Below are 11826 nucleotides of genomic sequence, written 5' to 3' on the forward strand. Positions count from 1 at the left end.
GCGCATTGGCATTTCTTGATTGGGACGTACAAGTTCTACGGATGATCGTCCGGCCTGAGCGATCGCCACCGTGCGCTGCGGACCGCCCGAATCCTTGCGATTAACGGGTCTGCCGTTCGGTCGCAGGCTTGACGACATCAAGCTCGACGTCCTGCCGCACCTCAGATACATCGCATGCGCAAGTCGGGCCGGCATTCACTCGATTGGATGAAGCCCTGCGCCAACGCATCACGGCGTAGCCGATGGCTGCGGCCAAGAATGCCAGCACGGCGGTCAATGCAAGACCCTGTCCGCTAAGCCAGCTCACGACACCACCTACTGCCGAGCCGATAAAAAGCGGCCCAAGGCAGCAAAGCGCGACCAATGGCGCGACGACAATCGCGGTCACAAGCCCGGCTGCTGGCTTTTCGTTCACGAGACCTCACTTTCCGCGCTGGTGGCGCCGCCAAGCCATCTGTGCGGCGCTGCTCGTTGGTTCACATTGACGATCATCACATTAGGACTGCTACACCCTGTACTAAATACAGGGTCAATACGGAAGTTTGATCCGATTGGCTGGCCCACGAGCTTCGCCATGTGTGCGCCCGCGCTCTTGGTTTGGCGCATCGCCGACGAAGCGTCTAGCTACATCGAAGCTCCGCGTGTGCCGGTTCGGCGTCCTTCAATGAGTAATAGAGCCAGATGCGTCCGTCCTCGATGATTACAGAAGACGCAAAGGCATTCAGAGCATGTAGCCGATATCCGAGGCGCCGGTGGGATACGCGAACATCGTCGTCTTCAGATTGTCGGCCGTTAGGTCGTGGCGGATCGCAAGGGCAAACAGATTGATCACTTCATCGGCGTGCGGTCCGACAAGATGTGCGCCTAGGATACGCCCGGTGTCGTCCTCCACTATCACCTTGAAGCCATAGGTCTTCTCTGCGGCCTGGCGGGCAGTAAACCAGTCGGACGCCTTCTGGGACTTGGTCTGGAATTTCAGGCCCTGCTGACGTGCTTCGTCCTCGCTCAGTCCGACAGCAGCGATCGGCGGGATCGTGAAGGCCACGCTCGGCACACCGCGATAGTCGGGTGTATGCCGATTACCCTCCAGAAGGTTAGCGGCGACCATCTTGGCGTCGTGGCTAGAGACAGGAGTGAGCGGAGGCCCCTTTTGTGCCGCATCGCCGGCGGCGTACACGGCTGGGTTGGAGACGCTCTGCAGGTGCTCATTCAGCTTGAGCCGGCCGTTCTCCGTGGCGATGCCGCCGACCTCAAGATCAAGCCCGTCCAGCGAGGGTGCCCGGCCGGCCGCATGAACAACGAGGTCGGCCTCAAAGATTGCGCCTCCACCTTCTGATGAGGTGTGGACGACAAAGCCCGCTCCGTTCTTCTCAATCGCCTCTACGGTGGTCCGCAGGCGCACATCGACCCCGATCTCGGCGAATTTGTCCATGAGCCAGCCGACAAGGTCAGGATCAAAGTGCGTAAGCATCCGCTCGCCACGTTGAAGAATGGTCACTTGCGCGCCTGCGCGAGCGGCGATGTGGGAGAATTCTGACGCTATATAGCCGCCGCCGACCAATACGATGCGTTGGGGCAGCCGCTCCATTGCCAGAAAATCCTCATTGGTGGCGAAATACTCTTCACCGGGAATGTGCAGCTTTATCGGCTCGGCGCCCGCAGCAATCAGAACGTGACGGGCTTCAAGGCTCTCACCACCCACTGTCAGACTGTTCTGGCCTACGAAGCGCGCATGACCATGATAGCTATGGATGCCCTTTTCTTTGTAACGATGTTCGTGCTTTTCGGGGACCGGGTCGGTGAAGGTGCGCTTGAAGGCGATCAATTCGGGCCAGGCGATATGGACGTCGCCGGCAACGCCATTGCCGCTCATGCGCCGGACATGGTCGACAGCCGAGGCGCCGCCGACAAGCATCTTTTTCGGGTCGCAGCCCCGCAGGGCGCAGGTGCCGCCGAAAGGCCGGTGGTCGATGACAGCCACGCTCCAGCCCGCTGCGCGCACGCGCATCGCGGCGACCATGGCTGCCGTGCCGGTTCCTATGACTACAAGGTCGAATTGGTTCGCCATTCGTCTCTCCTACTTATTCGTCGTGGGCGCATTACCGAGCTGACTTTCGCAGCCGCAACCAGGCTCCAACGGCGAAACGGCCGACAATTTCCGCGGCCTCAACGGTGCCCCGCATCGCCAACGTCTGGATATGACGAAAGCGCATCGAGGATCGGGCATTCCGGAACGGCGTCACCCGAACACTGTGCGGCGGTTTGGGCTAGAATTTTTTCGATCCGCCTGAGGTCTGCGATCTTTGCGCGAACATCACTGAGGTGGTGCTCGGTGCGCTCTTTGACCTCCCCGCACGTCTGTTTGCCGCCGTCGACCAACTCCAAAAGGCCGCGGATTTCCTCGATGCTGAAACCGAGTTCGCGTCCACGCATGACGAAGCGGAGGCGCCGGACATGGGCTTCGTCATAAATGCGGTAGTCGTTGGCGCTGCGCGGCGGCTCGGGAATAAGCCCAATTTTTTCGTAGTAGCGGACTGTCTCTAAATTAGACCCGGTCCGACGCGCTAACTCACCACGTTTGAAACCCCGTCCGATCGCGCGATCCGTCATCGCCAAAAAAAACCTCTTGAGCCTGTAGTCACTACAGACCTTATCGTATGCTCGACTCAAATTGAAGGGCTTTTTTCATGAGCGATATCAGTACCAAACCGGTCGACTCGCCGGATGCGGGAAAGGTTAAGACGCAGGGGTGGCTTGCAGCTGGTGGGGTCATCGGTGCGATCCTTGCGTCTAGCTGCTGCGTGGTACCTTTCGCCTTGTTCACGTTGGGAATCAGCGGCGCCTGGATTAGCAACCTGACGGCCCTCGAGCCCTATCAGCCCATCTTCGCCGCCGTGACGATCGGTTTCCTAGGCTACGGATTCTATCTCGTTTACCGGAAGCCTAGAGTCGCCTGCGCCGAAGGCTCCTACTGCGCCAAACCCAGCTCGAGTCGCATCGCAAAGATCGGGCTTTGGACGGCTACTGTGCTCGTTATCGTCGCACTCGGCTTCCCGAAACTGGCGCCCTTGTTCCTCTGACCGACCGCTTAACCTGAAGGAGAAAATCTATGTTCCGACGTATCCTCGCAGCGACTGCACTTATTGTCATGCTTTCGCCTTTCGCGGCCCAAGCCGCCGAAAGAACCATTGTCCTAAACGTCGATAACGCGACGTGCGAACTCTGTGCCCCGATTGTCAAGAAAACGCTCTCCCGCGTCTCGGGCGTAAAGGCAGTAATGGTCCAGGAGGCGAATGGAACGTCGCCCGCCGTGGCGACGGTCACCTTCGACGATGCAGTCACTAATGTCGCGACGCTCATTGCGGCGTCGACCAATGCTGGATATCCGGCGCGCGCGACAAAAGGCTGATGACGTGAATAGTCGCGCCCTTTTTCGAACCGGCATCATTGGGGCGGTTGTGGCGGCGCTCTGCTGCGCGACTCCAATCCTTGGCTTGCGCTAGCAGCGATCGGGCTTTCGGCGCTCGCGGGCAAAGCCGATTATGTCCTGATTCCGGTTCTTGTCGCCTCGCTCGGGCTGGTCGGGATCGGGCTCTACCGACGCAACGCATCTACCCCGGCCGTCATCGACTGCTGTGAGACGGATAAGAACACAGGAAAGTTCAAGTCATGAGTGATTGCTGCGCTCCGAGCGCAAAGAACGGGAACGGCCGCTACGACCTCATCGTCGTCGGCGCCGGCTCGGCCGGGTTCTCGGCCGCGATCACGGCGGCCGAACAGGGGGCGCAAGTTGCGTTGATCGGCCACGGCACGATCGGAGGGACGTGCGTCAATGTCGGCTGCGTCCCGTCGAAGGCCCTTATCCGGGCCGCAGAAGCGGTGCACCACGCCAACGCCGCACCCAGGTTTGCCGGGATCGCCGCGCAGGCGCGGGTGGCAGACTGGGGTGCGCAGGTCGCCCAAAAGGATGAACTGGTCGCGGGTCTGCGTCAGGCGAAGTACGCCGATCTCCTGCCATCTTATAACAGCGTCGCATATCATGAAGGCCGTGCCCGCCTCATCGATGGCGGCGTCGAAGCCGGTGGCAAGAGCTTCGCGGCGGATCGTATCATCATCGCCACCGGGACCCGGCCTGCGTTGCCAGCGATCCCGGGCATAACGGACATCTCAATCCTCGATAGCACCACGGCGCTGGAGCTGACCGCGCTGCCACGCTCGATGATCGTGCTCGGCGGCGGCTACATCGGCGCTGAGCTGGCGCAAACCTTCGCTCGAGTGGGGGTCGAGGTGACGCTAGTCTTCCGCAGCCGCCTCCTGCCGGAAGCGGAGCCTGAGATCGGGGCGGCTCTCGCCGGCTATCTCGCCGACGAGGGTATCAAGATCGTCGGCGGTCTGACCTACGAGTCGATCCGTCGGACGGAGGATGGCGTCGCCCTCACGGTGGTTCGGGACGGACACGCGGAGACGCTTGCGGCCGAGCGGGTCCTCGTCGCGACCGGTCGCGCCCCGAACACCGAAAGCCTTGGCCTTGAACGAGCTGGTATCGCCCGGACGCCCGTGGGCGCCATCGTGGTCGACGACCGGATGCGCACCTCCAAAGTGGGCGTCTACGCGGCCGGCGATGTGACGGGCAAGGACCAATTCGTCTACATGGCGGCCTACGGCGCGAAGCTCGCGGCGAAGAACGCGCTGAATGGCGACAGCCTGCGCTACGATAACGCGGCGATGCCCGCCGTGGTCTTCACCGATCCGCAGGTCGGAAGCGTCGGGCTTACGGAGGCGCAGGCGCGCGCCGTCGGGCACAACGTCCGTACTTCGGTGCTTTCACTCGATAACCTGCCTCGCGCGCTTGCCGCCCGGGACACACGCGGGCTGATCAAGCTTGTGGCGGATGGCGTCACCCGCAAGCTGCTTGGAGCACATATCCTTGCGCCTGAGGGCGCGGACAGCATCCAGACGGCGGCGATGGCAATTCGGTGCGGTCTGACGATTGATGACCTCGTGGAGATGATTTTTCCCTATCTGACCACGGTCGAGGGCCTCAAACTTGCTGCGCAGACGTTCGACCGGGATGTCAAGATGCTGTCCTGTTGCGCCGGCTGACGATTGGCCGGGCAATCAGTCGAGGATGACGTGATGGCGATCGACGCGACAACATCGGAAGAGTTCAGTGTCGAGATCAGGCCGGGCGTATGCCGCCCGGACTGGTCGGCCGTCACCACGCCGGCCGCGCGGCATGCGCTTAGCGGGTGCATGGCGGCGCGGGCGGGACTTCTGGACAAGTGGTCGCAAGCGCTCGAACCGAATGAGGATCTGGTGTGGCGGATGGCCCTCGGCCTCTACGCCGAAAACGGTCGGCCGCCTCGCGCCAGCGAGATCGCCGCCTGCTCGGACATCCCAGAGGAACGCGTGCGCGTCGTTCTGCACAAGCTGCAACTGCGCGATCTCGTGGGCCTTGAACCCGGCACGGACGCGATCCGCTATGCCTACCCTTTCACGGAGACACAGACAGGTCACCACGTCGCACTGAAGAGCCACACCTTGAACAGCCTCTGCGCCATCGACGCGCTCGGGGTCGCTAGGATGTATCGCAGCGACGTCACGGTCGAGTCCCGCTGCCGGCTAAGTGGTAGAAGCGTCCGGGTGACGACAGGCGATGAGGGTCGTACCTTGCGTAACGTGTCTCCCGCTGGCGCCGTAGTCTGGTACGACTTTGCCTATGAAGGAGGTGCGGCGGCAAACTCTTGTTGCCCGTCGATCGCCTTCTTTTGTTCGGAAGAGCAATTGCGGCGTTGGCTTGATCAGCAGACGCCATCCCGGCACGGCGTCACGTTGGTGATGGAAGAGGCCCTGGAAGTCGGCAGCGCGATCTTTGGTCCAGTTCTGACAGTGCCCGGCCCAGTGTCGGATGAAGAGTCGCAACCACCTTCTAAGTCGAGGAAGGTGGTTCGCTGACAATCGAGCTGCGCCATCTTCGCTACGTTGTTGCCGCTGCAGAGAGCGGGAGCTTTCGACGCGCAGCGAAGGCGCTTAAGATTCAGGAGTCCGCCATCAGCCGGCGTATTCGGGATCTGGAAGATGAACTAGGAGCGGCTCTATTCATTCGCCACCATGGTGGTGTGCATCTCACGCAAGCCGGCCAGAGATTTCTCGTCCGCGCTCGCAAGGCCATCGCTCAGATCGGTCATGCCGCCATGGACGTTGGTTCGTTTGGGCGCGGCGAAGCGGGCACCGTGCGCATCGGGATATTTTCGTCGCTCGCATCCGGCTTTCTCGCCGATCTCCTCCGCGCCTATGCTACGGCAAACCCAACCATCCGCCCCGATCTGATTGAAGGCGGGCCCTCCGGCCACATTGCCGCGATTCAACGGCATCACTTGGATGTCGCCTTCCTTACCGGTGAGCCGGTCGCGGACGGGTGCGATCTGGCGCATCTTTGGAATGAACGTGTCTTCGTAGCATTGCCGAGCGATGACGTCCTGTCTCGGAAGCGCGAGATTTCTTGGACGGACCTGCGAGACCGACACTTCATCGTCAGTGAGACCGACCCGGGTCCGGAGATCCACGACTACCTGGTGAAGCACCTCGCTGACCTTGGGCATCGCCCCAACGTCGAACGCTACCGTGTCGGTCGAGACAACCTCATGAATCTCGTCGCCATGGGTCAGGGCCTCACGCTGACCAGCGAAGCGACTATCGCGGCGCGCTTTCCCGGAGTCATCTACCGCCCACTCAGCGAAGAGATTCTGCCGTTCTGCGCGATTTGGTCGCCGCACAATGACAATCCGGCTCTACGGCGGTTGCTGAGCCTGGCCAGGACAATGTCGCGACGATCAAGCGCCGTCACAGTGCCGGGACTGATCGCTAATTCTGCGACGTCGAGCCTGAGCTAGCGGACGGGCGCCTGCGTTCGCCGTCGCGTCGCGCCTTCGCGAAACCTCGGTCGGTCGCCATGAATCGCTCGATCATCGGCGAAATCAGCTTCACCGGATCGCCCACGGATCTTCCTGTCTCGCGGGCGAGTACCTGGGCATAGGCCACGAGATCGCGGTGAACCGTGGCCGGCAGTTCGAGCGAGACCTTGACCGGCTTGTCATCGGTGATCGGGCCGAGTTTCAACTTCGCCACGTCAGCCTCCGTAGGGTTCGAGCACCAGATCGCGGGTGACGATCACGCGGACCGGGTATCCAGGTCGAATGGTGAGCGTCGGCGCAATGTTGAGCTGGCGGCTAACGATCTGCTGACCGGTCTGATTGACGCTGTCCGATGCGCCTTGACGCAGCGCCCGCACGATGTCGCTGTCTTGGCCAGACGATCCTGCCTCTGCACCGACGCTAAGGATGGTGGAGAGCGCGGCGGCCTTGAACAGTTCGCCCCAGTGATAGTCGACACCATCCTCTAGGCCGGCATATCCCTCGGAGTCGGTGCCTGGTTGGCGTTCCAGTACGATCGAGCGTCCGTTCGGCATGATGAGCCGGTTCCAGACCAGCAGCACGCGGCGCTGGCCGAAGCCCACGCCGTTATCGTACTGGCCGATCAATCTGGTGCCTTGGGGCACAAGCAGGATGCGGCCGGTCGGGCTGTCATAGATGTTCTCAGTGACCTGAGCAGTGATCTGGCCGGGCAGATCGGAGCGGATGCCGGTAATCAGCGCGGCCGAGATCACCGCGCCGCCCTGAAGAATGTTGGGCGATGCCGGCGCCATGACGCGGTCCGGGGAGACAGTCCGCCGATCGGCGGCAGCGTTGAGGAAAGCGAGTTGGCGATCCTGCGCGGTCGGCGTGGCCGGCTGCGGCGCAAGGCCGAGGCGTGTTAGATCGGGCAGAGGCAATTGGGCATTTGCGGGCGGCGTCCCGCTTGGTGATGTCGCTGTCGGCGTGGACGTCGGTCGTGTCTCGGTCGAGGCGAACAGTCGTGCCGTCCGTGCCGCTTCTAGCTCCTGAAGCCGGCGCTGTTCCTCGGCGTTGAGGCCGGGGGTGGGTGTCGCCATGCCAGGAACCGGGACGGGTTGGCCCCGGTTCTGCGCGTCGAGGATGGGACGGCCAAGGTCGCCGGGCAGCGGAGGACCCAACACCGGCCCCGTATAATCACGCGGCAGGCCGGCAAGGCCATCGGCGGTCGCCCGATTGTCGGTCGAATATAGCTCCTCATTCGCGCGGCCGCCGTCGCGGGTCTGGAGAGCGTAGATCAGTGCGCCGCCGATCCCGACGCTGGCGACGAGACCGAGACCGGCCAACACCTTCCTCGACAAGCGCGTGACACGCGGCGCCTCGGCGCGCAGCCGCATTGGCGCCGCCGGTTCGCCGGTCAGGGGTTGCTCGACGTTTTCCGGCTCAGGCCCTTCCTCTTTCCGGGGATCGATGTCGCTCACGATGCCGGCCTCCCGTCGGTGCGGGTGATGCGCACGCGCTTCTGGCGGTCGCCCGCGCCGAAGCGCAGCTCGGCGGCGGCGAACAGGCGATCGACAATCATGTGGTTTCCGCGAACCCGGTAGTTCACCAACTCGGACGTGTTGCCTTCAGGGCCGACGACGAAGAGCGGCGGGATCTCTCCCTGACCAATGCCGCGCGGAAATTCGATGAACACCTGGCGGCCATCATCGAAGGCGCGGAGCGGTCGCCACGGCGCGCGGTCGCCGTCGATCTCGTAGCGGAAATTGACGCGGGAAATGTCGATGCCGGTGGCGACTGGCTGGACTGCTTGGGCCTCGGTGTTCTGACGGCGCAGCGCGATGAGCTGATCCTGCGGATACTGCCAGGAGACGGACGCCATATATGTCCGCTCGGTCGAGCGCAGCTCCATGTAGTAGGTGCGCAAGTTGGTGTTGATGACCAGGTTGGTCATCAGCTCGGCGCGGGTCGGTTTCACCAAAATATGGATCTGTCGCGTCGCGCCCGTTCCGCTTTCGGTGTCACCGATGATCCAGCGCACGGTGTCGCCCGCGGCGACGGGACCGGAGCCGACGAGCTGCTCGCCGGGCTGGAGCGCGATGTCGGTGATCTGCCCGACGGCGGTGTAGACCTGATACAGTGCGCCTTGTGTGAACGGATAGACCTGCATCGAGTTGATGAAGCCGTTGCGTACTGGCTGAATGCGAGCAGCGGCGTTGGCCTGGTTGACCCGCGCTGTCGGATCGGACGCCTCAGGCGCGCTCCGCGTCGTCTCGACCGGCTTCATCTGGCCGGGTAGCGGCAGTGGCCGGGGAAGTTCGACCACGGTGACCGGCGCCGGCGGATCGACCGTCTGCACGGCCGGCGCGGCGTCGTCATAGCTGATCTCGGGCGGTTTCTGCGTCGTGGCGCAGCCGGCGAGTGCGGTTGTCGCGAGGAGAATGAGCGGCAACCCGGCTTTGCGCAAAACCGACGATGCGGATGTATGTGAAGCCGGGTTTCCGGCTTTACGGAAAGACGACTTCATTGTCCCAACTCCCGTGACCAATTGATGGCGTTGACGTAGATTCCGAGTGGATTGGCCCGGAGTTTTTCGGCGTCGCGCGGCGGCTGCACGACGATGGTGAGGATGGCAGTCCAGCGTGATGTCTCGGCAAGCGCGCCGTCCTGATAGCGGCGCTCGACCCAGGCGACGCGGAAACTCGTGGGCGACGCGCGGATGACCGACGAGACATCGACCGAGATCTGCTGCTTGCCGACCTTGGTGAAGGGGTCGTTGGCGCGGGCATAGTCGTTGAGCGCCATCGCGCCAGCAGAGGTCGTGAACTCATAGGCGCGCAGCCAGTTCTGCCGCACAATGATGGCGTCGGCCGGGATCGAGCGAACCTGCTCGATGAAGCGGGCGAGATGCCAGGCCATCTGCGGATCGGTCGGTTGATAGTCGGCGGTGGCGGGCGCGACGGCTTGCGCCTGCCCGAGGCGATCGATCTGCACCACCCAGGGCACGATCGTTCCGCGCGCCGACTGCCAGACCAGCGCCGAAGCGAAGCCGGCCGAGAGGATCAGCGAGCCGAACGCCATCCAACGCCAGTTCTTCGCCTGCACACGGGCCGAGCCGATGCGTTCGTCCCAGACCTGGCCGGCGCGCTGGTAGGGCGTCTCGGGCCCGGGTGATTTGCCATAGTGGGTTGCCGGTCGTTTGAAGAGGCTCATCAGCGTTCGCTTTCGGATAGGTTGATGGAAGAGCCGCCGCCATGGCTGTCGCCGGAGCGGACGGCATGCGCGGCGGCCTGGACGCCGTGCGTGATGTTCTGAGAGCGCTTCATGCGCTTGGCCCAGTCGGGCGGCCCCTGACGGGAAGACGCGCTCTGACTGGTAGAGGAGTCGTTAGCCGTCTCGGTGTCGCCGCCGATCGTGCCTGCGGTCGAAGAGCCGCCGGTTGCCTCGAAGGCGGACTTGGCGCCGGCGGAAAAGCTCGACTTCATACTGTCTGCCGTACGCGACGCGGCGCGTTTCAGCGGAGAGGCTGCAGCGGACGCGCCGGCGCGGGCAACGCCACCGAGGCCGGAAGCGACACCCGCCGCACCGGACTGGCCAGCCGCGCCGAGGCTGTAGGCGCTGGACGCTCCACCTGCGATAGCGGCTCCGCCGCGCGCGGCGGCGGCCGCGCCACCGATCGCGGCAGCACCTCCGGAAGCAACAGCTCCCACGGTGGCGGCGCCGGCGGCGACCATGCCCCCGGCGGCAAGGCCGGTGCCGATCGCCGCGCCCGCGCCGAGCTGCGGTCCACCGGAGACGAGGCCGTTGGCGACGCCGGGACCGAAGATGCCGAGGCCCAGCAGCGAGAGCGCTGCGAGCACGATCGCCATGGCCTGGTCGATCGTCGGTGTCGCGCCACCGAAGCCAGCGGTGAATTCTGAGAACAAGGTGGAGCCGATACCGATGATGACGGCGAGCACGAGCACCTTGATGCCGGACGAGATGACGTTGCCGAGGACCCGCTCCGCCATGAAGGCGGATTTGCCGAAGAGGCCAAAGGGAATGAGAACAAAGCCAGCGAGCGTCGTCAGCTTGAACTCTATGAGCGTCACGAAGAGCTGGATAGCGAGGATGAAGAAGGCGAGTAGCACCAGTGCCCAAGCGAAGAACATGCAGGCGATTTGGATGAAATTCTCGAAGAAGCTCCAATAGCCCATCAGGCCGGAGATAGAATCGAGGAGCGGCCGACCAGCATCGAGCCCGGTTTGCGCCACCTTGCCGGGACGCAGCAAATCGGCGGTCGTGAAGCCGGTGCCGCTCGCCTTCAGACCGAGCCCGGCGAAACTCTCGAAAACGATGCGGGCGAGATTGTTCCAGTTGCCGATGATGTAGGCGAACACCCCGACGAACAGGGTCTTCTTCACCAGCCGCGCAATGATGTCGTCGTCGGCACCCCAGCTCCAGAACAGGGCGGCGAGCGTCACGTCGATGACGATCAGCGTCGTGGCGATGAACGCGACTTCACCGCTCAGCAGCCCAAAGCCTGTATCGATGTAGCGGGTGAAGACCTCCAGGAAGTGGTCGATGACGCCGGTGCCGCCCATGATGTTACCTGACTTCTTCGGGTTGAAGCGGAACGGCGGTCGCCGTCGGGTGCGGCGACTGCGGCGCGTCGGGCAACCGCTCGGCGGGGCGAGATCCGGGAGCCAGGAAGCGGCGACGGTTCTCGGCCCAGGCGCGCAGACAGGATGGGTCGCGCGGACCGGCCTCGCCGATCCCTGCGCAGCGGATGAGTTCGGCCCGCAGAGGATCGGCGGCCTCGTCACCGGGGCGATCGACACTTCGATAGATCGGCGCGTCCTCGTGTCGGGTCATCTCGACCGCCGTGGCCGTCACTGCCACGGCGATGAAGACGATGGCGCCGAGGCGAGCGAACATCTTTCCATCCATGATCGCA

Annotated in this window: 15 protein-coding genes and 1 pseudogene; 7 read left to right on the forward strand and 9 right to left on the reverse strand. The window is 63.4% G+C overall.

The window, feature by feature from the left end; translation table 11 throughout:
• Positions 1 to 100: 100 nt before the first annotated feature.
• The 3 genes from C2R25_RS02360 to C2R25_RS02370 form a co-directional block, all read right to left on the reverse strand.
• Positions 101 to 415, reverse strand: coding sequence for a hypothetical protein (locus tag C2R25_RS02360; protein WP_103727701.1), 315 nt, complete (start codon positions 413 to 415; stop codon positions 101 to 103).
• A 306-nt stretch (positions 416 to 721) separates the two neighbouring features.
• A complete protein-coding gene (locus C2R25_RS02365; RefSeq protein ID WP_103727702.1) occupies positions 722 to 2068 on the reverse strand; it encodes an NAD(P)/FAD-dependent oxidoreductase in 1347 nt (448 codons plus the stop codon).
• Between the two features lie 98 nt (positions 2069 to 2166).
• Positions 2167 to 2610, reverse strand: coding sequence for a helix-turn-helix domain-containing protein (locus C2R25_RS02370; RefSeq protein WP_103727744.1), 444 nt, complete (start codon positions 2608 to 2610; stop codon positions 2167 to 2169).
• Positions 2611 to 2687: 77 nt separating this feature from the next.
• Here C2R25_RS02370 and C2R25_RS02375 point away from each other — a divergent pair, with 77 nt between their 5' ends.
• The 7 genes and pseudogenes from C2R25_RS02375 (at position 2688) to C2R25_RS02395 (ending at position 6893) form a co-directional block, all read left to right on the forward strand.
• Positions 2688 to 3080 (forward strand): mercuric transporter MerT family protein, encoded by a 393-nt coding sequence (locus C2R25_RS02375; protein ID WP_103727703.1) that lies wholly within the window; start codon positions 2688 to 2690, stop codon positions 3078 to 3080.
• A 29-nt stretch (positions 3081 to 3109) separates the two neighbouring features.
• Positions 3110 to 3409 (forward strand): heavy-metal-associated domain-containing protein, encoded by a 300-nt coding sequence (locus tag C2R25_RS02380; protein WP_199183741.1) that lies wholly within the window; start codon positions 3110 to 3112, stop codon positions 3407 to 3409.
• Positions 3410 to 3508: 99 nt separating this feature from the next.
• Entirely contained in the window at positions 3509 to 3673 is a 165-nt protein-coding gene (locus C2R25_RS20800) for a mercury resistance system transport protein MerF (protein ID WP_369825684.1), read from the forward strand.
• Positions 3670 to 5103, forward strand: coding sequence for a mercury(II) reductase (gene merA / locus C2R25_RS02385; protein ID WP_103727704.1), 1434 nt, complete (start codon positions 3670 to 3672; stop codon positions 5101 to 5103). The genes C2R25_RS20800 and merA overlap by 4 nt, the downstream gene beginning before the upstream one ends.
• Positions 5104 to 5136: 33 nt before the next feature.
• Positions 5137 to 5955 carry an organomercurial lyase gene (merB, locus tag C2R25_RS02390; RefSeq protein WP_103727705.1) on the forward strand — a complete coding sequence of 273 codons (819 nt, stop codon included), beginning with the start codon at positions 5137 to 5139 and terminating at the stop codon, positions 5953 to 5955.
• A gap of 8 nt (positions 5956 to 5963) precedes the next feature.
• Positions 5964 to 6083, forward strand: a pseudogene (locus C2R25_RS20805) (LysR family transcriptional regulator); the annotation flags it as partial.
• A gap of 111 nt (positions 6084 to 6194) precedes the next feature.
• The gene (locus tag C2R25_RS02395; RefSeq protein WP_233203722.1) at positions 6195 to 6893 is read left to right on the forward strand and encodes a LysR family substrate-binding domain-containing protein; all 699 of its coding nucleotides are present in this window, start codon (positions 6195 to 6197) and stop codon (positions 6891 to 6893) included.
• Here the strand turns inward: C2R25_RS02395 and C2R25_RS02400 are convergent.
• The 6 genes from C2R25_RS02400 to trbK-alt form a co-directional block, all read right to left on the reverse strand.
• Positions 6865 to 7128: a DUF2274 domain-containing protein gene (locus C2R25_RS02400; RefSeq protein WP_103727707.1), complete on the reverse strand. Its 264-nt coding sequence runs from the start codon at positions 7126 to 7128 to the stop codon at positions 6865 to 6867. The two genes, C2R25_RS02395 and C2R25_RS02400, sit on opposite strands and share 29 nt — an antisense overlap.
• Position 7129: 1 nt before the next feature.
• Positions 7130 to 8287: a TrbI/VirB10 family protein gene (locus tag C2R25_RS02405; RefSeq protein WP_199183744.1), complete on the reverse strand. Its 1158-nt coding sequence runs from the start codon at positions 8285 to 8287 to the stop codon at positions 7130 to 7132.
• Between the two features lie 80 nt (positions 8288 to 8367).
• Positions 8368 to 9417: a P-type conjugative transfer protein TrbG gene (trbG, locus tag C2R25_RS02410; RefSeq protein ID WP_103727709.1), complete on the reverse strand. Its 1050-nt coding sequence runs from the start codon at positions 9415 to 9417 to the stop codon at positions 8368 to 8370.
• Entirely contained in the window at positions 9414 to 10103 is a 690-nt protein-coding gene (gene trbF / locus C2R25_RS02415) for a conjugal transfer protein TrbF (RefSeq protein ID WP_103727710.1), read from the reverse strand. Before trbF ends, trbG begins: the two co-directional genes overlap by 4 nt.
• On the reverse strand, positions 10103 to 11473 hold the full coding sequence (gene trbL, locus C2R25_RS02420) for a P-type conjugative transfer protein TrbL (RefSeq protein WP_103727711.1): 1371 nt from the start codon (positions 11471 to 11473) through the stop codon (positions 10103 to 10105). The genes trbF and trbL overlap by 1 nt, the downstream gene beginning before the upstream one ends.
• A gap of 4 nt (positions 11474 to 11477) precedes the next feature.
• On the reverse strand, positions 11478 to 11807 hold the full coding sequence (gene trbK-alt, locus C2R25_RS02425; RefSeq protein WP_369825682.1) for a putative entry exclusion protein TrbK-alt: 330 nt from the start codon (positions 11805 to 11807) through the stop codon (positions 11478 to 11480).
• Positions 11808 to 11826: the final 19 nt, after the last annotated feature.

This window comes from Novosphingobium sp. HII-3, from assembly GCF_002916655.1.
GTDB classification, from domain to species: Bacteria; Pseudomonadota; Alphaproteobacteria; order Sphingomonadales; family Sphingomonadaceae; genus Novosphingobium; species Novosphingobium panipatense.